Raw genomic sequence first — 22081 nt, forward strand, 5'->3', positions numbered from 1 at the left:
GCCGCCGCGGTCCGGGATCAGTCCGCGGTGCGGGCGGTCTCGGACGGCGCCGGCTCCTCCGTGGCCCGCGAGTCGGTCAGGGAGAGCGAGCCGATCGTCGCGATCACGCCGACGAGGACGGCCACGGCCGCGTAGATGATCCGCTCGCCGGCGAAGAAGGACTGGACGAGGTCGGAGCTCCAGGCGCCGGACGGGAGGGCCTCGGTGACCAGAGCGGCGACCAGGGTGCCGACGACGGCGGTGCCGAGGCTGGTGCCGAGCTCCTGGGAGGTGTCGTTGAGGGCGGCGCCGAGGGAGGTGCGGTTCTCGTCCATCGCCTCGATCAGGGCGACCGCGCAGATGGTCATGATCGTCCGCAGGCCGATCGTCAGCAGGACCATCATCGCGGCGATCGCGAGGTAGCCGTGGTCCACCGCCCAGGCCAGGCCGAGCAGCGAGCCCACCAGCAGTGCCGTGCCGACGAGGCAGGCGAGGCGGTGGCCGAGGCGGGCGGCGAGCCGTTCCGCGATCGGCGTCGCGGCGATCATCGTGACGATGATCGGCAGGTTCGCCAGGCCGGCCTGCATCGGGCTCCAGCCGTACGCGTACTGGAAGTGCAGGATCAGACCGAACAGGACGCTGGCGAACGCGATCGAGGCGGCGAGCTGCGTGAGCGCCGCGCCTCGGACGGGTCCGGTGCGCAGGAGCGCGAGGTCGAGCATCGGCGAGGCCGCGCGCCGCTCGCGGAGGACGAAGCCGACGATCGCGGCGACCGTGCCGAGGGCGCAGGCGATCGTGACGAGCGAGAGCCAGCCGTCCTGCACGCCGCTGGTGAGGGTGTAGCAGCCCAGCCCGATCGCCGTGACGGCGAGGGCGGCGCCGGGGAGGTCGAGCCGCTCGGAGGTGAGATCGGCGCGCCGGTCGGCCTGCACGCCGGCGCGGACGCCGATCCAGGCGATCAGCGCGATCGGCGCGTTGACGACCAGGAGCCACTGCCAGCTGAAGTGGCTGAGGACCGTGCCGCCCAGGATCGGGCCGAGGACGAATCCGGACATGCCGACGATCATCACGATCGTGATCGAGCGCATGCGCAGCTTCTCGTCGTCGAAGAGGCGGAAGATCAGTGACATCGTGACGGGCGCCATGGCCGCAGCGGCGGCTCCGAGCAGCGCCCGCAGCGCGATGAGGTGGCCGATGTCGGTGACGAACACGACGGCCAGGCTGATCAGGCCGAAGGCCGCGAGGCCGGTCAGCAGCACGCGCCGCCGGCCGAACCGGTCGGCGGCCGAGCCGGCGACCAGCAGCAGGCCGCCGAAGGTGAGGGAGTAGGCGCCCGTCACCCACTGCAGTCCGGCCGTCCCGCTGTCGAGCGATCGCCCGATCGTGGGCAGCGCGATCGAGAGCAGCGTGTTGTCGACCATCTCGACGAAGAAGGCCAGGCAGAGCGCGGCCAGGGGGAGCGCCGCGGCGCGCAGCGAGGTGTAGGCGGTGGGCTTGGTGGAGACGGCGACGAGGGAGCTCATGGCGGACCTTTCAATCGAACGCCGTACGAGAATCGGACGACGTTCGATAACATAGAACCACGTTCGATAAGATGCAAGACATGCCTGCGGATCGATCGAAGGAGACCGAGCGCGGCAGTGCGCCGCCCGACCGTGCGCGGGGTCGACGGCGGGCGTCGCACTCGCTCGACACGGTGCTCGCCGAGGCGATCGCGATCCTCGACGAAGCGGGGGAGCCGGCGCTGACCTTCCGGGCTCTGGCGGCACGGCTCGGCGGCGGGGTGGCGAGCATCTACTGGTACGTCTCGAGCCGCGACGAGCTGCTCGACCGGGCGACCGAGGAGGTGATGGGCCGGGTCCTCGAGGACAGCGAGCCGCTCACGCACGGTGCCGACCCGGTGGCGAACCTGCGCGCCCTGGCCCTCGCGCTGTTCGACGAGTTCGTCCGCCGGCCGTGGTTCGGCCAGTTCATGCTCCGCAACAACGGCCTGCAGCCCAACTCGATGGCGATGCACGAGCGGATCGGCCAGCAGCTGATGAGGCTGGACCTCACGCCTCGGCAGCGCTTCCACGCGGCGTCGTCGATCGTGAGCTACGTCGTCGGCGTCGCGATCGACCTCGCACAGCCGCCGCCCAAGGAGTTCCTCGAGAGCGGGCTGGACCGGCTGGAGTTCCTGGCCCTGTTCGCCGACCGCTGGCGGGCCCTCGACCCCGAGGAGTTCCCCTTCACCCACCAGGTCGCGGACGAGATGGCGACGCACGACGACCTCGACGTGTTCCGCTCCGGACTCGACCTGCTGCTCGACGGGCTGCGCCTCCAGGCCGGGCTCGGACCCTCACCGTGACCGTCCGGCCGCCGGCCCGCCCCGGAGGGGAGCGGCTCGCTCATCGGTGACGGTCCAGCCGAGCGCGCGTCCGCCGGCCGCCGGCCGGGACCCGGCTCAGCGGCGGACGGGGCGGGTCACCGCGCCTCGCCCGCGCGGAACGCGGAGCCGGGGTGCCCGGCCGGCAGCGTGGGCACGCCGCGGCCGAGGATCCGCTCGCGCATCGATCCGGAGCGGGGCGTCCCGGGCAGCATTCCGCGCTCGCGCAGCAGCGGCATCACCTGCTCGGCGAAGTCCCGGTAGGTCTCCCACGAGCCGTAGGTGTACTCGATCAGGAAGCCGTCGACGTCGGTCCGGTCGACGATCTCCTGCAGCTGATCGGCGACCGACTCCGCGGTGCCGGTGACCCGCATGCCGCCGATCGAGGACGTGATCACGTCGAGGATCTCGGCGACGGTCGGGCTGTACTCGGGCTGCTGGAACATCGCCAGCATGGTCTGCCCGACCTCGGTCGTCACCTCGGCGAGGGTCGCGTCGAGCGGGAACGACATCAGGTCGACGCCGCTCCACCCCATGAACAGCGCGGCGGCGGCCTCGCGCGAGGGCGTCGCGTCGAGCTCGGCGCGCAGGCGGGCCGCCTCCTCCTCCGTGTCGCCGACGATGATCGAGACGGAGGGGAGGACCGTGATGTGCCGCGGGTCGCGGCCGTTCGCCTCGGCCCTCGCCCGCAGGTCGGCCACGGTGGCGGCGGCCTTGCCGAGGTCGCGGTCCTGGATGAAGACGCACTCGCCGTACCGGCCGGCGAAGGCGCGGCCGGCGGAGGAGGTGCCCGCCTGCAGCAGCAGCGGGGTGCGCTGCACCGACGGGATCGCCGGGAAGTAGCCGTCGTAGCGGAAGTACTCGCCCTCGTGGGTGATGCGGTGCACCTTGGCGGGGTCGGCGTAGGTGCGGGTGGCCTTGTCGTAGACCACCGCGTCGTCCTCCCAGGCGCCCTCCCAGAGCTTCAGGCACAGCTCGACGAACTCGGTCGCGCGGCGGTAGCGCTTGTCGTGGGGCGTGACTCCGTCGTGCCCGAGGAGCTTGGTGAGCGCGACCTGGTTGTCGGAGGTGACGATGTTCCAGGCGATGCGGCCCTTCGTCAGGTGGTCGAGCGTGGTGAAGGTGCGGGCGTTGAGGTAGGGCTGCTGTGCGGTGGTGGAGGCGGTGACGACGAAGCCGAGGCGGTCGACGGTCGCCGCGAGAGCGCCGACGAGGGCGAGCGGATCGTGGACGGGGACCTGCACGGCCTCGCGGATCACCACCTCCGGGACGTCGTCTCCGCTCATCGGGTAGCCCAGCGCCTCGGCGAGGAAGAGGAAGTCGAAGCCGGCGTCCTCGAGCTTCCGGGAGAGGTCCTGCCAGTACTCGAGGGTGGCGAAGTCGCGGGTGTCGCCGCGCGGGTGGTGCCAGGCGTTGCTGATGAAGTTCGGCGTGAACTCCTCGAACGCGCCGAGGAAGATCTGCTTGGTCACGGTGCTGCCCTTCGACGGCGATCGGATGCTCCCGATCGGAGGGCTGATAACCTGGCGTTATCACCGTGGCCGATGATAACCAGGAGTAATCACCTGCCGCAAGAGCACCGCCGGGAGGACCGATGAGCGACGACGCCGCGGAGGCCCCCGCCCTCGCCTCCGAGATCGGCCTGCTCGTGCGCGCCCTGCGCACCGCGCGCGGACTCTCGATGCGCGCGCTCGCGGCCGAGGCCGGGGTCTCGCAGCCGTTCCTCTCCAAGCTCGAGAACGGCCGCCTGCTGCCGAGTCTCTCCACCCTCTACGCGCTGGCCGCCGCGTTCGACGTGCCGCCGGCCGAGCTGGTGCCGGCGATCGCCTCCTCCGACGACACGACGCCGGAGGCGCACCTGCGCGCGAGCGACGCGCCGCACGCCCCGCGCGCGCGGCTGGTCGCGGGGGGACCTGGCCGGCGGACGGAGGCGTACCTCTTCACCGCGCAGCCGGGGCAGTCCGACGACGTCGACTTCGAGCACCAGGGCGAGGAGTTCGTCTTCGTCACCGAGGGCACCGCCGTGCTGACCTACGCCGACGGCGCCTCGCACGCGGTGTCGGCCGGCGGATCGATCACCATCGAGACGACGCGCCCGCACCGCTGGTCGGTGCCGGCGGACGCCGACGGTCCGGCCCGCTACCTGCTCGTCACCACTCCTCCGGGCGCCACCGCGGGCTGAGGGTCGCCGCCCGATGCGATGCACCGCCCAGCATGCTTCCCGCAGTACGGGGATCCGGTACTCGCTTCCGACGAGGTTCGCGGACGCGGCCCCGAGACGGACGATGTGCCGCGCTCCTCACCCTCCCTGGGTGAGGCTGGTGATCAGGTTGATGGCGACGGCGACGACGAAGGTGCCGAAGAAGTAGGACAGCAGAGCGTGGGCCAGGGCGATGCGGCGTGAGGGGGTGGAGGACTGCGTGATGTTGCTCGCGCTGTACGCCATCCCGATCGAGAACGCGGTATAGGCGAAGTCGCTGTAGGACGGCTCCTCGTCCTGGTCGAAGTCGAAGCGGTGGTGGTCGTCGAGGTAGTACATGCGCGCGTACTTGAAGGCGTAGACGGTGTTGATGAGCGCCCAGGCCGCGACGACCCCGACGACCGCGAGGATCGCGGCCGCGGATCCGACGGGGTCCTTCTGCTGGCTGCGGAGGAGCGCGATGACCACGAGCACGAGGCTGAGGAAGGTGGCGGCGATGATGAGCGAGTCGACCAGCTTCCGGGACCGGTCCTCGTGGCGGGCGAGGTCGCGGGTGCGTTCCGGGTCGGCCGGCCACGCCGTCGACCAGGCCCAGACGAGGAAGACCGCCGCGGCGATCGCCCAGCCGAGCAGAGGCGACAGATCGGGGACACCGAGGAGCGCGGCGATCGCCGCGACGGCTGCGCCGACGAGTGCGGCGACACCGGCCTTGACGGACAGGTGGGACATGACGGTTCCTTTCCGATCGGTGGTTCGTCGTCCGGTCGCGGAGTGCCGTGATGCTCCGCGCCGAGCTGATCCGGGGCGGACTCCTCCGGCCCGGGCTCGCGAGAGGGGGACGTAGAGGCCGGCGCGCTCGGCGCGGACGGCGGCGAGCGTGCGCGACGTGGCGTCCAGCTTGACCAGGATGTGCTCGAGGTGAGCGGCGACCGTGCGGGGAGCGACTCTCAGCGCCCGGGCGATCTCGAGATTGGAGCACCCCTCGATCACGTGGCCCAGCACCTCGAGCTCCCGCGGTGTCAGGCCCCGCAGGCGTGTCGCGGGGGAGAGCACGACGACTCCGCGGCTCACTGCGGCGAGGTCTCTCTCGCAGGCCAGCACCGTCACCCGCACGTAGCCGTCCGGCGACTGCCGGCGTCCGCGGGGCCACAGGAACGAGGCGTAGTTCCGCCCCTCGGCGAGGGCGTCCCTCGCAGCGTCGATCAGAGCCGAATCGGCGGCGAGCAGCTCGTCCGCGGAGAGGCCCGGAAGGGAGGCGACGCCGTGGTCGGGCAGGAGGACCACGCCTGCTCCGGCTCCGTTGACGACCGAGGCCGACGCGGCGAGCGAGCGGACGGGGTCGATGCCCGACGTGAGCGTCGGCACGAGTCGAGCGAGGCGTCGGCGGACCGCCGGCGACGGTGGTTCCGCGCTCCGGAACAGCACCGTCATGAAGCCCACGTGCCGGCCCCCGTCCTCGAACAGAGCGACGGACAGGGTCTCGTGGAATCCCGCGGGGAGCAGGCACTCCGCCCAGGTCTGCAGGTCCCTCGGGGAGTAGGGGACGTCCGACAGGCTGGTGGGGGGCCGATCGCGATCCGCACCGGTCCTCTCGATGTCGAGCGCCATCTGCGGACCGCTCAGGTAGCGGACGCAGGACTCGTCGAGGTCGGTGCTCGCGACCGAGCGGTACCCCGTGCCGTTCGGCTCGGCCAGTGCCAGCCACGCGCCGTCGAAGGGGATGTGCTGGTGCAGCTCGTCCAGCATCGCCTGAGCCCGCTCGCGGACCGGGCCGGGGCGCGCGGCCGTCTCGGCGAGTTGGAGCGCAGCAGTTCGTGACACGGGACTCGACCACCTCAGGACCAGGGGCAGGGGAAACGGAGGGATTGTCCGAAGACCGGTGCTACTGGGGTACCACCAGGAGCCCCTTCACGGGGACCCCCTCGACGGCAGACCGCATCGGCAGGTCTGCCGATGGCGCTCCCCTCTCCGCAGGGCGTGACATGGGCGTGTCGCGCGGTCGACCGGGCCGCGGAACGTTCGAGAGCACGTCGCGCACGGGAGGGGAACGAGCATGAGAGCAGTGGTGTACGAGGGGCCGCGCACAGTCGCGGTGAGAGACGTCCCGGATGCGCGGATCGAGCGCTCCACCGACGTGCTGGTGCGCATCACGACCACGAACATCTGCGGGTCGGACCTGCACATGTACGAGGGGCGCACCAGCTTCGAGACCGGGCGGTGGTTCGGTCACGAGAACATGGGCGAGGTGATCGAGGTCGGCGACGGCGTCGACAAGGTCGCGGTGGGGGATCACGTCGTCCTGCCGTTCAACGTGGCGTGCGGGCACTGCAAGAACTGCGAGCGCGGGCTGACCAACTACTGCCTCACCGCTCAGCCCGTCCCCGAGTGGGCCGGTGCGGCCTACGGCTTCGCCGACATGGGACCGTGGGCCGGAGGCCAGGCCGAGCTGCTGCGGGTGCCCTGGGGGGACTTCAACTGCCTCCGCCTGGGAGAGGACGCGGAGGAGAAGGCCGCCGACTACGTGATGCTCGCCGACATCTTCCCGACCGGCTATCACGCGACGGAGATGGCGGGGGTGAAGCCCGGGGACCAGACCGTGATCTACGGTGCCGGCCCCGTCGGACTGATGGCCGCGCTGTCCGCCACCATCAAGGGTGCGAGCAAGGTCATGGTCGTGGATCGGCACCCGGACCGTCTTCGACTGGCGGAGTCCCTCGGCGCGATCGCCATCGACGACTCGAAGGTCGATCCTGTGGAGGCCGTCCTGGAGTACACCATGGGGCTCGGCGCCGACAACGGCTGCGAGTGCGTCGGCTATCAGGCGCACGACTCCGGCGGCGACGAGCAGCCGAACCTCACGCTGAACCGCCTGGTCCAGTCGGTGCGCTTCACCGGGCGGATCGGCACCGTCGGCGTCTTCGTCCCGCAGGACCCCGGTGGTCCCGACGGGCTCGCGAAGGAGGGGCGGATCGCCTTCGACATCGGCTTGCACTGGTTCAAGGGCCAGACCATGGGCACCGGACAGGCGCCCGTCAAGAAGTACAACCGCCGGCTCCGCGATCTGATCGCCGCGGGAAAGGCGACGCCGTCGTTCCTCGTCAGTCACGAGCTGCCGCTCGAGCAGGCACCGGACGCCTACGAGCACTTCGACAATCGGGACGACGGCTGGACCAAGGTCGTCCTCAAGCCGGGAAAGGCGGCGTGATCATGGCGGGCAGAGCGGCTGCGGCTGTCGGAGTCGGCATCGCAGGGGTCGCGGTGGGCCTCGTCGCCCGTTCCCTCGTGAAGAAGGAACGGGAGTCCGACGGGGACGGGCCGCACCCGGAAGGGTGGAAGGCGGTCACCGTCCTGGGCGAGGCCCGGGACTTCGAGAGCGGCGGGTATCCCGAGCCGCTGGCGCGTCTGGCGGAGTCGCTCGAGATCCGGATCGATCCGGCCCCCGGGGACAAGGGCTTCGAGGTGCACGCCCGGGTCCGCGAGGGTGCCGATCCCGGGGTGGACGACGATCCGGGCAAGGCGCTGCGCGCGGCTCTGCGCGACGCCAAGCAGATCTTCGAGACGGGCGAGGTCCTGCGGGCGACCCCGAGACCGCACGGAGAACGACCGCGCACCCTGCTCGGTGGCGCGGTCGACGAAGCAGAGGACGAGGCGAAAGGCGGAGGTGTGCTGTGAAGGCTCTGTGCTGGACCGGAGTGAACGAGCTCTCGGTCGAGACCGTCGAGGATCCCGGGATCCTCAATGCTCAGGACGCGATCGTCAAGGTGACCCTGAGCACGAGCTGCGGCTCGGATCTCCACCTCCTCGGCGGGTACGTCCCGACCATGCGAGCGGGCGACGTGCTCGGGCACGAGTTCATCGGCGAGATCGTCGAGGTCGGATCGGCCGTCACGAAGCACCGGGTCGGCGACCGTGTCGTGGTCTGCTCGTTCATCAGCTGCGGGAGGTGCTGGTACTGCCGCAACGAGCTCTACTCCCTGTGCGACAACGGCAACCCGAACGCGGGGATCCCCGAGATGCTCTGGGGCCAGGCGCCGGGCGGCTGCTACGGCTACTCCCACGCGCTGGGCGGATGGGCCGGCAGCCACGCCGAGTACATCCGCGTGCCGTACGCCGACCAGGGCGCCTTCCCCGTTCCCGACGGGATCAGCGACCAGCGGGCGCTCTTCGCCTCCGACGCCGCTCCGACCGGATGGATGGGAGCGGACCTCGGCGGCGTCCGGCCCGGAGACACCGTCGCGGTCTGGGGCGCCGGCGGTGTCGGGCAGATGGCGGCGCGCGCGTCGCTGCTGCTCGGCGCCGAGCGCGTCATCGTGATCGACCGCTTCCAGGAGCGGCTGACCCAGGTCGAGCAGGTCATCGGCGCGGAGACCATGAACTACGAGACCAGCGAGGTGACGGCAGAGCTCCGCGAGCTGACGGGCGGACGCGGCCCCGACGTGTGCATCGAGGCGGTCGGCATGGAGGCGCACCGCGACGGACCCGACTTCGCCTACGACCAGCTGAAGCAGCAGCTGCGGCTGCAGACGGACAGACCCACCGCCGTCCGTGAGGCGATCTTCGCCGCGCGCAAGGGCGGCAGCGTCTTCGTGCTGGGCGTCTTCGGCGGCTTCGTCGACAAGTTCCCCCTGGGGGCGGTGATGAACAAGGGCCTCACGCTCCGGTCGGCTCAGCAGCACGGGCACCGGTACATCCCGATGCTCCTCGAGAGGATGGCGCGGGACGAGATCGTCACCGAGCACCTCGCCACGCACGTCCTGCCGCTCGAGGACGGCCCCGCCGGCTACGCCATGTTCAAGGAGAAGACCGACGGGTGCGTGCGCGCGGTCTTCCGGCCCTGAGCGTCGAGGGTGCCGCTCCTCCTCCGCCCTCACGGTCGGCACGACCCCTGGCCGTGGCTGCGCTACTTCGTCGCCGTCCTGAAGGACTCCTACGAGCGGTTCGCCGCGGTCACTGCCGCGAACCGCTCCTCCGGAAGCAAGCAGGACCGAGTCCGCGACTACGTCACGAATCACGCCGCCCCGACGTTCCGCATCGCCGACGTCCGCGCCGCCCTGCCCGGCGTCAGCGATCAGACCATCCGCCTCGCCCTCGACCAGCTCCGCGTCGCCGGCGTCGTGCGGTCCGACGGGGCCGGCCGCACCGCGACGTGGACCCGGATCGGCGGCACCTCGACCTGATCCGGAGAGGACGACCGCGCGCCCTGCGCGGCCGCATCTGGTTCGATGGACGTGCGCGTGCCTCCGATCTGCGGCGCGCTGCCGCTCGAGGAAAGGTCGTCGGAACCCGTGGTCTCCCAGCTCGTACTCGTGGACGATCTCACCGGGGCGCCCATCGCCGCCGGACGCGGCGGGACGGTGTCCTTCTCGGTCGGGGACGACGCGTACGAGATCGACCTGTCCGCGGCGAACATCGGGCACCTGCACCGGGCGCTCGCGCCGTTCGTGGACGCGGCCCGGCCGCTGTCCGAGGCGCCGGCCCGGTCCCGGGTGACGCCGATCGCCGCGAGCGCCGGGCGCAAGAGCCCCGAGATGCTCGCCGCGATCCGGCACTGGGCGCGGCGGCATGGCTACGAGGTCCCGCGCTCCGGCCGAGTGCCCTCGGACGTGCAGGCCGCGTACGACGCGGCGCACTGATCGGGGCCGGTGCTCTCGGCCGCAGTCCCCCGATGCGGCCGAGAGCACCTCGGCACCGACGTCCTCGTCGGTCCGCCTCGCGGCGTCGGCGGAGCCCCCACTCCTCGGCCGCCCCTCCACAGTAGGTTTCCGCGGCGATATCCGCCATCTGTCGTTTTGCGCCATCGGGTCGATTCGCGGTGGCGGACGGGCCTTCCTAGGCTCGGAGGATGAACGAGGACGTGATCGGTCGGATCGTGCTGGGCCTGGTCATGCTGGGCTCGGGGGTGCTGGTGCTGTGGGCGGCGCGGGCAGCGGCGAGCGGGCGGCTGGGGCGCAACCAGGTCGCGGGCATCCGCACGGCGTCGACGCTCGCGAGCGACGCCGCCTGGCTCGCCGCGCATCGGCGCGCGGAGCGGTCGACCCTCGCGGCCGGCGTGTGCGCGATCGTCTCCGCGGTGCCCGCGGTGCTGCCCGTGCCGATCGGAGCGGTGCTGGTCTCGGTGCTCGTCGGGTGTCTCGCGATCCTCGGGTTCGTGGTGCACGGGGCCGTGGTCGGCGGGCGGGCGGCGCGCGAGGCCGAGGCGGGCGAGCAGGGGCGGTCTCGGCAGGGGAGCTAGGCGCTCCCCTCGCGGGTGCTGAGGAAGGCCGCCGCCGTCGCTGCTGCGAGCAGGACGGCGGCGGCGATCAGCATGCCGGTCTGCATCCCGGTGACGAAGTCGCCGCTGCCGGCGAGGAGCGCGCCGAAGACGGCGATGGCGACGGCGCCGCCGACCTGGCGGAAGGTGTTGAAGACGGCGCTGGCGGTGCTCGCCCGGTGCGGAGGGACGCTCGCGAGGACCACGGCGGTCGCCGGGGGCATGGCGACCGAGCCGCCGACGCCGGTGAGCACCAGCAGGCCGCTGACGAGGAGCGGGGAGCCGAGCGGTGCGGCGGCGAGCAGGCCCGCGAGACCGGCGGCCATCGTGGCGAGTCCGCCGACGATCGGCAGGCGCGGTCCGAAGCGGTTGGCGAGGCGGCCGCTGACGAGGTTCCCGACGACCGCGAAGACGGCGGAGGGCAGGAAGGCGAGCCCCGCGAGCAGCGGGGTGAGGCCGAGGTGCTGCTGGAGGTGGAGGCTGACGACGAAGACCGAGCCGAAGTTGCCGACCATGAACGCGAAGCCGACGAGGAGGGCGAGGCGCATGTTCCGGCCGCGGAAGAGGTCGGGCGGCATCATCGGGTGGCGGGCGCGCTGCTGCACGACCAGGAAGCCGGACAGCGCGGCGACGGCGAGGGCGAGGCAGCCGAGGACGAGCGGGTCGTCGAAGCCGATCGCGCCGCCCTCGATCAGCCCGTACATCATCGCGCCGAGTCCGGTGAGGGAGAGGGCCTGGCCGGCCCAGTCGAACGGCGGCGAGGTGGTGGGCGAGGGGGCGACCCGGCGCAGCAGGGCGAGCATGACCGCGCAGACCGGGATGTTGATGAGGAAGACGAGCCGCCAGTCGATCGTGGTCAGCAGGCCGCCGAGGAGCGGGCCGACGGCGCCGGCGACCGCGCCGCCGACGGCCCAGATCCCGAGGGCGCGGGCGCGCTCGCGGGCGTCGGGGAACGCCTCGCGGATCAGCGCCATCGAGGAGGGCAGCATCGCGGCGGCCGCGGCGCCCTGCACGAACCGGGCGGCGATGAGGGCCCCGACCGTGGGCGCGAGGGCGCAGGCGATGGACGACAGCAGGAACAGGGCGATCCCGGTGCCGAGGGCGCGCTTGGCGCCGATCCGGTCGGCGAGGTTCCCGGCGAAGAGCAGCAGCGACGCGAACAGGAGGGTGTAGCCGTCGATGATCCACTGCTGGCCGGTGGTGCCGCCGCCGAGGTCGTCGCTGATGCGGGTGAGGGCGACGTTGACGATGAGGATGTCGAGCGTGATCAGGAAGAACCCCAGCGACGCGAGGAACAGGGTGCGCCGGGGGGAGGCGTGCTGTTCCGGGTGGCCCGGTCGGGGATGGTCCATTCCCCTCACGCTAGGACCGGCCCGCACCGGCTGGGGTGCCCCAGCAGGGCACCCGGTCGGTGCGGTGGGCGGATCTCGAGACGCGCGCTGCGCGCGCTGCTCCATCAGCATGCTTCCGCGAACGGACCCGCAACGGGCCTCGCGCCCCGCGCAGAGCCCTTCCCGCGTCCAGTCGACGGTGCGGATCCGCACGAGCGGACCCGGGCGGGGCTCTGCGGTTCCGCCGGAGCCCGTCCTGCGTCCACTCGCCCGCGGCGGCATGCCTCCGGTGCAAGCGCCGCTGCACGCTGGGCTCCGCCCGCTGGTCGGGCAGCCCGCAAGGCGCCCCCCTCATGCTGGTCGAGTAGCCCGCAGGGCGTATCGAGACCGACGAGTTCGTGCGCGGGATCTCGATACGCCCGCCCCGCGGGTTACTCGATCAGCATGCATGCCGTGCTGGCTGAGGGCCTGCGGGCGGGCACGACCGCGTTTCGTCGACCCGCCGCCGCCGTTCTGACGGTGGTGGATCTCGATACGCCCGCGTTGCGGGCTACTCGATCAGCATGCAGAGACGCCGCCGCGTCAGCGGGGGCGGCACTCCAGGCTGAGCCAGAGCTCGAAGCAGGCGCTGCGGGAGAGGGCGGTGGCGCCGATCGAGGCGCGGCCCATGCGGCCGGCGTCGGGGCCGAAGACGTCGAGGAGGAGGTCGCTCGCGGCGTTCGAGACCTCGTTGAGGCGCTCGAAGCCGGGCGGGCAGAGCACGAAGCAGAGGCCGCGCGAGAGGGCGACGACCTCGTCGAGCGAGCCGAGGGCCGCGCGGATCATGCCGAGCGCGTTGACGGCGGTGTAGCGGGCCGCCTCCCGTGCCTGCTCGAGGGTGATGTCGACGCCGACCGCGCCGGGGTGCAGCAGGGCGCCGTCGCGCGACTCCGGGGTGATGCCGCTGAGCTCGAGCAGGTCGCCGGTGCGGTGGAACGCCCGCAGGGTACTCCCGCCGTAGCGGCCGCCGTAGGGCGGGTCGAGGTAGTCGGGGATCGCGAGGCCGAGCTCGCGGGCGCGCCGTTCGGGGGAGTGCTCATCGGCGGAGTGGCTCATACAGCCAGCGTATCCGGCGGTAGCCAGAATGGATACAACCTGCGTACGATGGGATCCATTCAGGGGTCGGCGGTACGGCGACCGCGAGAAGGGACCTGCAGATGACGATCGGCCTCACCGGTGGCGCCCCCGCCCGGACGTCCATCGATGTGGCCGCCGAGCGCGCGCGCACCGCCGGGACGACCGGCCGGCACTACTTCAATGCGGCCGGCGCGGGCCTGATGACCGACTCCGTCCTCGAGACCGTCATCGCGCACCTCCGCCTCGAGCAGCGGATCGGCGGCTACGAGGCCGCGAACCACGTGGCGGACCGGGTCGACGCCGCGTACACGGCGGCCGCCGCCCTCCTCGGCGCGGACGCCGACGAGATCGCCTTCTTCGACAGCGCGACCACCGGGCTCCGCGCCGTCTTCGACGCCCTGCGCCTCGGCCCCGGCGACACCGTGCTGGCCCCGCGCTCGAGCTACGTCAGCCAGGCGCTGCGGCTGCTCGCGCTCGAGCGCTACGACGGCGTCCGGCTGACGCTCCTCCCCAACGACTCCAGCGGCGGCCTCGACGTCGAGGCGCTCGAGAGCGCCCTCGCCACCTCCAGCGGTCGCACCGTGATCAGCGCCGTGCACGTCCCCACCTCCTCCGGACTCGTGGAGCCCGTCGCCGCGATCGGCGCGCTGGCCCGCCGCTACGGCGCGATCACCGTGCTCGACGCGACCCAGTCGGTCGGCCAGCTCGACATCGACGTCCGCGCGATCGGCTGCGACGCCCTGGTCACCACCGGGCGCAAGTTCCTCCGCGGGCCGCGCGGGACCGGGCTGGTCTTCCTCCGCCGCGGTCTGCTCGACGGCATCGGGGCCTGGGCGCCCGACGTGCGAGGCTCGCAGTGGACGAGCGAGCAGGAGTGGACGATGGACGGGACGGCGCGAGCCCTCGAGACCTGGGAGTCGTCGGTGGCCCTCCGGCTCGGACTCGGCGAGGCGCTGCGCGAGGCGCACGAGCGCGGTACGGCGGCGACCGAGGCGCACCTGGTCGCGCTCGGCGCCCGGCTGCGCACCGAGCTGTCCGCGATCGGCGGCGTCACGGTGGCGGATCCGCCCGCGTCGCCCTCCGGGATCGTCACGTTCACCGTCGACGGCGTCCCCGGAAGGACCGTCTCGGCGCGGCTGCGCGAGGCGGCCGTCGACTCGCTCGCCGTCCCGGCCTCCCACGCGCAGTGGGACCTCGGTGCGCGCGGGCTCGCGAGCGTCGTCCGGGTGTCGCCGCACGTGTACACGGACGAGTCGGACGTCGAGGCGCTGCTGACGGCGGTCGCGGGAGTGAGCTCATGACGGTCTCCGACGACACCGTGCACGACGCGATCGTCGTCGGCCTCGGGATCCACGGCTCCGCCACCGCCTACGAGCTCGCCCTGCGCGGGCGCGATGTCGTCGGGATCGAGCAGTTCGGCCCCGGTCACGTGCGCGGCTCCTCGCACGGCGCGACCCGGATGATCCGCCGCGCCTACCCGAGCCCGGTCTGGAACGACCTCGTCGACCGCGCCTTCCGCAGCTGGGACCGCTGGTCCGCCGCGGCCGGCGCGCCGTTCGTGCACCCGACCGGCGGCCTCTACGCGCACCGCGGCGAGGCGGCGCTGCAGGGCGGGCGCAGCCGGCCGGTGCCGGTGCCCGACACCGCCTTCGCTCCGCCCGCCGACTACGGCGTCGTCCGCGATCCGGACGCCGGCGTCGTCGAGGCGGCCCGCGCGCTCGCCTTCGCGCAGTCCGCCGCGACGGCCGCCGGGGCCGAGCTGCGCTTCGAGGAGGAGGTGCTCGACTGGAGCGTCGGCACCGGCGACAGCGCCGGCGTCGTCACCGTCCGCACCTCCGCCGGCGAGCTGCGCGCCCGGCGGCTCGTCGTCTCCGGTGGCGCCTGGGTCGCGCGGCTGCTGCCCGAGACCGCGGGCTTCTTCGAGGTGCAGCGGATCCTCACCCTCACCGTCCCGGCCGGCCAGAGCGTCGCGCAGCCGCCGGCGCTCGGCTGCTTCTCCGTCGATCTGCCGGACGGGCTCGTCTTCGGCCTGCCCGAGGCGGCCGGTTCCGGCGCCAAGATCGGCGTCGACGCGGGACCCGTCTGGGACCCGGCCGTGCCGGTCGCCCCGCCGACCGAGGCGGAGATCGCGCACCTCGCCTCGCTCCTCGAGCGCTTCGTCCCCGGGATCGAGACCGCCGGCGGCGAGGCCGTCGCCTGCCTCTACACGATGACCCCCGACAAGCGCTTCGTCGTCGGCGCGCTGCCCGGGCGGCCCGAGGTGCTGGTCGCCGCGGCCTGCTCCGGCCACGGCTTCAAGTTCGGCCCCGCGATCGGCGAGGCGCTCGCCGACCTCGTCGACGGCGTCGCCCGCCCCGACCTCGCCTTCCTCAGCCCGGACCGGACGGTGACCGCATGACCTCCTCCCCTCCTCCCGCCCGCGTCGCCGTCGCGGCGCCGCATCCCGCCGCGCTCGACGCGGCCGCCCGCGCCATCGCCGACGGCGGCGACGCGATCGACGCCGCGCTCGCCGCGGCCACCGCGCTCACCGTCGTCTACCCGCACCAGTGCGGACTCGGCGGCGACCTGATCGCGCTGGTCCGCCGCCCCGGCGAGGACGTCGTCGCGGTGCTCTCGGCCGGAGCCGCGCCCGCCGGCATCGATGTCGCGGCGCTCTCCCGCGAGGAGCGGATGCCGCGCCAGGGCGCGCAGACCGTCACGATCCCCGGAGCGGTCGCCGGCTGGCGCGCGATCGCCGGTCTCGGCGGGCGGCTCGGCCTCGACACGCCGCTCCGCCGGGCCGCGACGCTCGCCGCCGACGGCTTCCCGATCTCCGCGGGGCTCGGGCGCGCGATCGCCCTGCGCCGCGACGAGCTGCTCGCCGACGAGGGCATGCGCGAGGTCTTCGGCGACGGCGACGGCGGGCTCCTCGGTGAGGGCGACCCGCTGGTGCAGCCGGCGCTCGCCGCGTCGCTGGCCGAGCTGGCCGAGGACCCCGGAGCGCTCTACCGCGGCCGGATCGCCGACTCCCTCGCCGCGCGGCTGGCCGCGCTCGGCGGGCGCACACCCCGCCGACTTCGCCGCCGCGCACGAGGCCGAGCTGGTCGAGCCGGCCGCCTCCCGCGAGGGCGGCGTGCGCTGGTGGGTCGCCCCGCCGCCGAGCCAGGGCGTGGTGCTGCTCGGCGTCCTGCCCGAGGCGCTCTCGGGCGACACCGCGCAGCTCGTCGAGGCGGTCCGCGATGCGGCGCTCGTGCGGCAGTCCGCGCTCGGCGACCCGCGCGGCGGAGCGATCGACGTCGCCGCGATGCTCGACCCCCGCTCCCTCTCGCGCGGCTCCCTGCCGCGGGCCGGGCGGGCGCTCGGCGACACGGTCGCGGTCACCGCGGCCGACACCGACGGCACCGTCGTCACCCTGATCCAGAGCGTCTACCAGCTCTTCGGCTCCGGGATCCTCGACCCCGGCACCGGCATCGTCCTGCACAACCGCGGCTCCGCCTTCAGCACCGACCCCGCACACCCCGGCCGGGTCGGCCCGGGCCTGCGCCCGCCGCACACCCTGCTGCCGGTGATCGCCGAGAGCGCCGACCTCCTGCTCGGTCTCGGCTGCCAGGGCGGCAGCGCCCAGCCGTGGATCCTCGCCCAGCTCGTGCGCGAGCTGCTCGATCCCGTCGCGGATCCGGGTGCCGTGCTCGAGCGGCCGCGCTTCGTCATCGGGGCGCGGGACCTCGGGCACGAGGAGCTGACGCTGGTCGCGGAGCCGGGGGTGCCCGCTGCGTTCGCGGCGGCACGGGAGCTCGGGCTTCCGGTCGCCGAAGCCTCCGGGCCGATCGACGAGGCCGGGCACGTGCAGCTCGTGCGGCTGCATCGCGACGGGCGCCTCGACTCCGCCAGCGATCCGCGGGCCGACGGCCGCGCGCTCGTCGCGGGGGCGGGCTGACCGCTCTTCCTCGTCTTCTCCTCCCGCTGAACTCCCCTCTTCTTCCGCACGCCTGACGCCCCGAACCGAAGGACCGCCGCCGCCATGAGCACCACCGCCACCCTCACCACCCACTCCCACGTGCTCGACCCCCTCGCCGCCGCCGAGATCGCCTCCTTCGTCGCCGCCGTCCGCGCGAGCGACCGCATCGGCGCCCGGCCGCGGTTCTGGGGCATCAGCCTCGACGAGGAGAAGGCCCGCGGCATCGCGCCCGGCGGCGCCCGACCCGTGCGACTGGTCGTGCTCGACCCCGACGCCCGCGCCGCCTGGGAGGTGCGCGGCTGGACCGCCGGCCCCGACAGCCCGGCGATCGTCGAGGTCTGGACCGACGTCGACCACCGCCGCCCCGGCGTCTCCAGCGACGAGGCGCGCCTGATCGCCCAGGCCGCCCGCAACTCCCCGCTGCTCAAGGAGGCGCTCGCGCTCCGCGGCATCACCGACACCTCGCTGGTCTGGGTCGACCCGGAGTCGATCACCGGCTTCGTCCCCGACGACCTCGCCGACCGCCGGCTCAGCTGGGGCACGGTCTGGTACCGCGAGTTCCCCGAGGACAACGGCTACGCCCGCCCGGTCGCCGGCCTCGTGCCGATCCTCGACCTCGACACGCTCGAGGTGATCCGGATCGAGGACCACGGCGTGATCCCGATGGCGAGCGAGACCGGCGTCTACACCGCGGGCACCTGGGGCCCCGACCGCGAGGTGTCGAAGCTCGACATCGTGCAGGCCGACGGCCCCGGCTTCGCGATCGAGGGGCACCGCGTCGAGTGGCAGAACTGGTCGTTCCGCGTCGGCTTCAGCCACCGCGAGGGCCTCGTGCTGCACGAGCTGACCTACCGCGACGGCGACGTCGAGCGCCCGGTGCTGGCGCGCGCCGCCGTCAACGAGATGTACGTGCCGTATCTCGACAGCGACCCGACCGCCTACCGCAAGAACTTCTTCGACTGGGGCGAGTACGGCGCCGGCCCGCTCACCGCGAGCCTCGAGCTGGGCTGCGACTGCCTCGGCGAGATCCGCTACTTCGACGTCGACTACCTCGACGGCCACGGCGAGCCGCAGACCATCGCCAACGGCATCTGCCTGCACGAGGAGGACGACTCGATCCTCTGGAAGCACGTCAACACCCGCACCGGCAGCGCCGAGGTGCGCCGCAGCCGCCGCCTGGTGATCTCGAGCTTCGCGACCGTCGCGAACTACGACTACGGCTTCTACTGGTCCCTCTACCAGGACGGCTCGGTCGAGCTCGAGGTGAAGCTGACCGGCCTGATGTCGGTGAGCGGCATCGCCGACGGCGAGTCGCCGCGCTCGGGGCGGATGGTCGCGCCGAACGTGCAGGCGCCGATCCACCAGCACTATTTCGCGGTCCGCCTCGACACCGCGATCGACGGCCCGCTCAACCGCCTGGTCGAGGTGCACGCCGAGGCCGACCCCGACGAGACGACCAACCCGTACGGCAACGCCTGCCTCGCCGTCGAGACGCCGCTGGCCTCGGAGTCGGTGGCCGCCCGCCGCGCCGACCCGTCGCGCGCGCTGCACTGGCGGATCGAGAGCGAGTCGGCGCAGAACCGCTACGGCGAGGCGACCGCCTACCGCCTGGCGCTGCAGAACACCGCGCAGCTCTACGCCCGCCCGGGCAGCGTCGTCGAGCGGAAGGCGCCCTTCGTCGGGCAGCACCTCTGGGCGAGCGCGTTCGATCCGGAGCAGCGCTTCATCGCCGGCGAGTACCCCAACCAGGGCGAGCTCGGCGACGACGGCGTGCACGTCTGGCAGCAGGCCGACCGCTCGCTCGAGAACGAGCGCCTCGTGCTCTGGCCGGTCCTCGGCGTGCACCACTTCCCGCGGCCGGAGCAGTGGCCGATCATGCCCGTCGACCGCATCAGCCTGCGGCTCGAGCCGGACGGCTTCTTCGACCGGAACCCGTCGCTGGACGTGCCGGCGTCGGAGTCGGCGCACTGCGCGCCGGGGGGCTCCGGCGAGGCGCATGCGTGCCACACGGACGCCGCCTCCGACGCCCACGGCGGGCACGACCACGCGGAGCAGCAGCACGGGCACGAGGGCGGGCGCTGATGGCGGGCCTGGCTGAGCACCTGGCCGACAGCAGCGCCGTCGCGCTCGCGGCGGCCGTCGCCTCCCGCGAGGTCTCGGCCGTCGAGGTGATGCGCGCGCACCTGGAGCGGATCGAGGAGCGCAACCCGTCGATCCGCGCCGTCGTCTCTCGGCAGCCCGACTCGGTCTCGCTCGCCGCCGCGGAGGCCGCCGACCGGCGCACCGCCGAGGCGCTCGCCGCCGGCGAGCCGCTGCCCCCGCTGCACGGCCTGCCGACCGCGGTGAAGGACCTGATGGACGTCGCCGGCTTCCCGACGACGAACGGCTCGGCCGCCTTCGCCGACGCCGCACCCGCCGCGCACGACAGCGTCCTGGCGACGCTCCTCCGCGAGTCCGGCGCCCTGATCATCGGCAAGACCAACACCCCCGAGATGGGCCAGGGGGTGCTGACCTTCAACCCGGTCTTCGGCACCACCGTGAACCCGTGGGACCTCTCGCGCCACGCCGGCGGGTCGAGCGGAGGCGCGGCCGCCGCCCTCGCCGCGCGGATGCTGCCGATCGCCGACGGCTCCGACAGCGGCGGGAGCCTGCGCTACCCGGCCGCGTTCTGCAACGTCGTCGGCGTGCGGCCGAGCCCCGGCCGCGTCGCGAGCGGGCGCACCGGCAACGCCTGGACCCCGCACGGCGTGACCGGGCCGATGGCGCGCGACTCCGCCGACGCCGCGCTCTTCCTCGACGCGCTCTCGGTCGAGAAGAGCGTCTGGCCGCTGTCGTCGCTGCCCGTGCACGCCGCGCGCCCGGTCGCGGTCGACGGCCTGCGGATCGCCTGGAGCGAGGACGCCGGCGGGCTGCCGATCGACCCCGCGGTGCGCGCCGTGCACGCGGCGTTCGCCGCGCAGCTGGCCGGACTCGGCGCCGTCGTCGAGGCCGACGAGCCCGACTTCGCAGGCGCCGACGAGGCCTGGGAGACCATCGAGACCTTCGAGTTCTTCCTCGGCGGCCGGCACGCCGTCGACGCGGGGGCCACCGGCTTCCGCCCCGACTACGTCCGCAACGTCGAGCAGGGCCGCGCGACGACCGCGACCCAGCTCGCCGATGCCTACGAGCGCCGCACCCGCCTCTTCCGCGACACCGCCCGCGTCCTCGAGACGCACGACGTGCTGATCCTGCCGGCGACCCCCGTCGTCGCGCCGCCCGCGGAGCTCGAGTGGGTGCCGTCGGTCGACGGCCGCGCCTTCGACCGCTACTTCACCTGGCAGATGCTCGCGAACCGCCTGACGCTGACCGCCCACCCGGTCGTCGTCACCTCGGCCGGCTTCACCCCCGACGGCCTCCCCGTCGGCGTCCAGGTCGTCGGCCGCCACGGCCGCGAGGCTCAGCTGCTGGCGGTGACCCGCGCCCTGGAGGAGGCGACGGGGTGGATCGCCCGCACGCCGTCGTTCTGAGGCGGGCCCTCCGAGAGCCGCGGCCCCTCCGAGAGCCGCTACCGGAGCCTCAGCTGTAGCTGGCGCGGTTGACGGCCACCAGGAACCTGCCGTCCGTGGCGTCGCCGCCCGCCTCGATGTAGTCGCCGATGACGGCCATCGCGAGGTCGCGGCGCTGGGGGACCCGCTCCTGCACGGCCGCCGCCAGCCAGTCCGGCATCTCGGCGCGCGTGCGGTCGGTGCAGTAGACGGGGGAGCCGGGCTGCTGGCGCCAGGACTCGGCGAGCACCCCGGCGTCGACGGCGTCGAAGCCGGTCTCCTCCACGAGCCGCATCGCGAGCCGGCGGTCGTCGTCGCGGTCGGCCGCCACGGGGATCGCGACACGACGAGGGTCGCCGGCCTCGGTCGCCTTCGCGTCGAAGGACTGCGAGGTGATCGCGTTCCACGCCTTCGTGACCGGGCGGCCGAACAGCTCCGACAGCCACACGCTCTCGGGGACGCCCTCCTCGAACTCCCGCACCGAGCCGTCGCGCACCGGGTAGTGGTTCGACGTGTCGATCACCACCGCACGCTCCGGTGCCGAGCGGACGTGCTCCGCGATGTCGGCGTTGCGGTTCATCGGGACCGAGACGATCAGGACGTCGACCCCCCTGGCGGCCTCGGCGGCGGTGACGGCTCGCGCTCCCGTCCGGAGGGCCGCGTCGCCGATGGTCTCCGGGCCGCGCGAGTTCGCGATGGCGACGTCGTGCCCGCGCCGCGCGAGCCGGCGGGCGATGGTGGAGCCGATGGAGCCGGCGCCGATGATCCCGATCTTCAGACGTTCTTCTTCTCGTTCGATGGACATGCTCTCCATGATGAACCTTCGCACTAGTGTGAAGGTCAAGTCGACGGAGGAGGGTGCATGCGCATCGGAGAGCTCTCGAAGCGGACGGGCGTGCCGTCCCGGATGCTCCGCTACTACGAGGAGCAGGGCCTGATCACCCCGCGGCGACTCGACAACGGCTACCGGGAGTACGACGACTACCTGATCGATCGCGTCGGCAAGATCAGGGGCCTGATCGACGCGGGCATCCCCACCCGGATCGTGACGAGCATCCTCCCCTGCCTGGGGCAGCCGCAGACGATCGTCGTGGAGAACGCCGAGCCCGGCCTGGTCGAGCTGCTCGAGACCGAGCGCGACCGGATGAGCGAGAAGATCGACTTCCTGACCCACAACCGCGACGCCCTGACGAGCTATCTCGAGGCCCTCACGGCGGCCGGAGTCCTGTCGTCGCAGCGCGAGGCGAGCTGAACCGGATCCGCCGTCCGGCTTGACCTTCTCACTAGTGTGAAGGTTCAGACTGGTCGTTGACGAGCGCTCCGACGGAGCGGTGCTCGATCCGGGAGGTCCTCAGGAGGGCGTCCCGCCGAACGTCCGC

General features: G+C 73.1%; 20 protein-coding genes. 14 read left to right on the forward strand and 6 right to left on the reverse strand.

Going from position 1 to position 22081, the window contains the following annotated elements; all coding sequences use genetic code 11:
• Positions 1-17: 17 nt before the first annotated feature.
• Entirely contained in the window at positions 18-1502 is a 1485-nt protein-coding gene (locus GTU73_RS01670; RefSeq protein WP_160086405.1) for an MFS transporter, read from the reverse strand.
• Between the two features lie 80 nt (positions 1503-1582).
• Here GTU73_RS01670 and GTU73_RS01675 point away from each other — a divergent pair, with 80 nt between their 5' ends.
• On the forward strand, positions 1583-2326 hold the full coding sequence (locus GTU73_RS01675) for a helix-turn-helix domain-containing protein (RefSeq protein ID WP_160086407.1): 744 nt from the start codon (positions 1583-1585) through the stop codon (positions 2324-2326).
• Between the two features lie 116 nt (positions 2327-2442).
• Here the strand turns inward: GTU73_RS01675 and GTU73_RS01680 are convergent, their stop codons facing one another.
• Positions 2443-3816, reverse strand: a complete 1374-nt coding sequence (locus tag GTU73_RS01680) for an NtaA/DmoA family FMN-dependent monooxygenase (RefSeq protein WP_160086409.1) — start codon at positions 3814-3816, stop codon at positions 2443-2445.
• Positions 3817-3938: 122 nt separating this feature from the next.
• Here GTU73_RS01680 and GTU73_RS01685 point away from each other — a divergent pair, with 122 nt between their 5' ends.
• Positions 3939-4526: a helix-turn-helix domain-containing protein gene (locus GTU73_RS01685; protein WP_160086411.1), complete on the forward strand. Its 588-nt coding sequence runs from the start codon at positions 3939-3941 to the stop codon at positions 4524-4526.
• A gap of 117 nt (positions 4527-4643) precedes the next feature.
• Here GTU73_RS01685 and GTU73_RS01690 read toward each other — a convergent pair whose 3' ends face one another.
• Positions 4644-6365 carry a DUF1345 domain-containing protein gene (locus GTU73_RS01690; protein ID WP_160086413.1) on the reverse strand — a complete coding sequence of 574 codons (1722 nt, stop codon included), beginning with the start codon at positions 6363-6365 and terminating at the stop codon, positions 4644-4646.
• A 271-nt stretch (positions 6366-6636) separates the two neighbouring features.
• Here GTU73_RS01690 and GTU73_RS01695 point away from each other — a divergent pair, with 271 nt between their 5' ends.
• The 6 genes from GTU73_RS01695 to GTU73_RS01720 all read left to right on the forward strand — a co-directional run bounded on the left by GTU73_RS01695 (position 6637) and on the right by GTU73_RS01720 (position 10776).
• Positions 6637-7749, forward strand: coding sequence for a glutathione-independent formaldehyde dehydrogenase (locus GTU73_RS01695; RefSeq protein WP_347877744.1), 1113 nt, complete (start codon positions 6637-6639; stop codon positions 7747-7749).
• A 53-nt stretch (positions 7750-7802) separates the two neighbouring features.
• Positions 7803-8216: a hypothetical protein gene (locus GTU73_RS01700; RefSeq protein WP_160086417.1), complete on the forward strand. Its 414-nt coding sequence runs from the start codon at positions 7803-7805 to the stop codon at positions 8214-8216.
• Positions 8213-9382, forward strand: a complete 1170-nt coding sequence (locus tag GTU73_RS01705; protein WP_160086419.1) for a zinc-dependent alcohol dehydrogenase — start codon at positions 8213-8215, stop codon at positions 9380-9382. The genes GTU73_RS01700 and GTU73_RS01705 overlap by 4 nt, the downstream gene beginning before the upstream one ends.
• 9 nt (positions 9383-9391) lie before the next feature.
• Positions 9392-9721, forward strand: a complete 330-nt coding sequence (locus GTU73_RS01710) for a hypothetical protein (protein ID WP_160086421.1) — start codon at positions 9392-9394, stop codon at positions 9719-9721.
• A 45-nt stretch (positions 9722-9766) separates the two neighbouring features.
• The gene (locus GTU73_RS01715; protein WP_160086423.1) at positions 9767-10177 is read left to right on the forward strand and encodes an Lsr2 family protein; all 411 of its coding nucleotides are present in this window, start codon (positions 9767-9769) and stop codon (positions 10175-10177) included.
• 209 nt (positions 10178-10386) lie between these two features.
• The gene (locus tag GTU73_RS01720; RefSeq protein ID WP_160086425.1) at positions 10387-10776 is read left to right on the forward strand and encodes an SdpI family protein; all 390 of its coding nucleotides are present in this window, start codon (positions 10387-10389) and stop codon (positions 10774-10776) included.
• On the opposite strand, the gene GTU73_RS01725 is transcribed toward GTU73_RS01720, so the two are convergent.
• Together GTU73_RS01725 and GTU73_RS01730 are read right to left on the reverse strand one after the other, a co-directional pair.
• Complete coding sequence (locus GTU73_RS01725) at positions 10773-12146, reverse strand: MFS transporter (RefSeq protein ID WP_160086427.1); 1374 nt, start codon at positions 12144-12146, stop codon at positions 10773-10775. The genes GTU73_RS01720 and GTU73_RS01725 overlap by 4 nt on opposite strands.
• Positions 12147-12707: 561 nt before the next feature.
• A complete protein-coding gene (locus tag GTU73_RS01730; protein WP_160086429.1) occupies positions 12708-13220 on the reverse strand; it encodes a RidA family protein in 513 nt (170 codons plus the stop codon).
• A 101-nt stretch (positions 13221-13321) separates the two neighbouring features.
• On the opposite strand from GTU73_RS01730, the gene GTU73_RS19000 reads away from it, so the two are divergent.
• The 5 genes from GTU73_RS19000 to GTU73_RS01750 all read left to right on the forward strand — a co-directional run bounded on the left by GTU73_RS19000 (position 13322) and on the right by GTU73_RS01750 (position 20684).
• Complete coding sequence (locus GTU73_RS19000) at positions 13322-14542, forward strand: aminotransferase class V-fold PLP-dependent enzyme (RefSeq protein WP_208543718.1); 1221 nt, start codon at positions 13322-13324, stop codon at positions 14540-14542.
• A complete protein-coding gene (locus GTU73_RS19005) occupies positions 14539-15639 on the forward strand; it encodes an FAD-dependent oxidoreductase (protein WP_208543719.1) in 1101 nt (366 codons plus the stop codon). The genes GTU73_RS19000 and GTU73_RS19005 overlap by 4 nt, the downstream gene beginning before the upstream one ends.
• 513 nt (positions 15640-16152) lie before the next feature.
• Complete coding sequence (locus tag GTU73_RS01740; protein ID WP_208543720.1) at positions 16153-17157, forward strand: gamma-glutamyltransferase; 1005 nt, start codon at positions 16153-16155, stop codon at positions 17155-17157.
• 84 nt (positions 17158-17241) lie between these two features.
• Entirely contained in the window at positions 17242-19260 is a 2019-nt protein-coding gene (locus tag GTU73_RS01745; RefSeq protein ID WP_160086431.1) for a primary-amine oxidase, read from the forward strand.
• Complete coding sequence (locus GTU73_RS01750; RefSeq protein ID WP_160086433.1) at positions 19260-20684, forward strand: amidase family protein; 1425 nt, start codon at positions 19260-19262, stop codon at positions 20682-20684. The genes GTU73_RS01745 and GTU73_RS01750 overlap by 1 nt, the downstream gene beginning before the upstream one ends.
• A 49-nt stretch (positions 20685-20733) precedes the next feature.
• Here the strand turns inward: GTU73_RS01750 and GTU73_RS01755 are convergent, their stop codons facing one another.
• Complete coding sequence (locus GTU73_RS01755) at positions 20734-21507, reverse strand: NAD(P)-binding domain-containing protein (protein WP_160086435.1); 774 nt, start codon at positions 21505-21507, stop codon at positions 20734-20736.
• Positions 21508-21564: 57 nt separating this feature from the next.
• Between GTU73_RS01755 and GTU73_RS01760 the strand changes: the two genes are divergently transcribed.
• Complete coding sequence (locus tag GTU73_RS01760; RefSeq protein WP_160086437.1) at positions 21565-21954, forward strand: MerR family transcriptional regulator; 390 nt, start codon at positions 21565-21567, stop codon at positions 21952-21954.
• Positions 21955-22081 lie beyond the last annotated feature (127 nt).

This window comes from Rathayibacter sp. VKM Ac-2804 (assembly GCF_009866655.1).
In the GTDB taxonomy this organism is placed as follows: domain Bacteria; phylum Actinomycetota; class Actinomycetes; order Actinomycetales; family Microbacteriaceae; genus Rathayibacter.

Excerpts from the sequence above, each read along its gene's own strand:
- GTU73_RS01670 (WP_160086405.1), bottom strand. The coding sequence starts at position 1,502 with ATGAGCTCCCTCGTCGCCGTCTCCACCAAGCCCACCGCCTACACCTCG.
- GTU73_RS01675 (WP_160086407.1), top strand. The coding sequence starts at position 1,583 with ATGCCTGCGGATCGATCGAAGGAGACCGAGCGCGGCAGTGCGCCGCCC.
- GTU73_RS01685 (WP_160086411.1), top strand. The coding sequence starts at position 3,939 with ATGAGCGACGACGCCGCGGAGGCCCCCGCCCTCGCCTCCGAGATCGGC.
- GTU73_RS01715 (WP_160086423.1), top strand. The coding sequence starts at position 9,767 with ATGGACGTGCGCGTGCCTCCGATCTGCGGCGCGCTGCCGCTCGAGGAA.
- GTU73_RS01720 (WP_160086425.1), top strand. The coding sequence starts at position 10,387 with ATGAACGAGGACGTGATCGGTCGGATCGTGCTGGGCCTGGTCATGCTG.
- GTU73_RS01725 (WP_160086427.1), bottom strand. The coding sequence starts at position 12,146 with ATGGACCATCCCCGACCGGGCCACCCGGAACAGCACGCCTCCCCCCGG.
- GTU73_RS01730 (WP_160086429.1), bottom strand. The coding sequence starts at position 13,220 with ATGAGCCACTCCGCCGATGAGCACTCCCCCGAACGGCGCGCCCGCGAG.
- GTU73_RS19000 (WP_208543718.1), top strand. The coding sequence starts at position 13,322 with ATGACGATCGGCCTCACCGGTGGCGCCCCCGCCCGGACGTCCATCGAT.
- GTU73_RS19005 (WP_208543719.1), top strand. The coding sequence starts at position 14,539 with ATGACGGTCTCCGACGACACCGTGCACGACGCGATCGTCGTCGGCCTC.
- GTU73_RS01745 (WP_160086431.1), top strand. The coding sequence starts at position 17,242 with ATGAGCACCACCGCCACCCTCACCACCCACTCCCACGTGCTCGACCCC.
- GTU73_RS01750 (WP_160086433.1), top strand. The coding sequence starts at position 19,260 with ATGGCGGGCCTGGCTGAGCACCTGGCCGACAGCAGCGCCGTCGCGCTC.
- GTU73_RS01755 (WP_160086435.1), bottom strand. The coding sequence starts at position 21,507 with ATGTCCATCGAACGAGAAGAAGAACGTCTGAAGATCGGGATCATCGGC.
- GTU73_RS01760 (WP_160086437.1), top strand. The coding sequence starts at position 21,565 with ATGCGCATCGGAGAGCTCTCGAAGCGGACGGGCGTGCCGTCCCGGATG.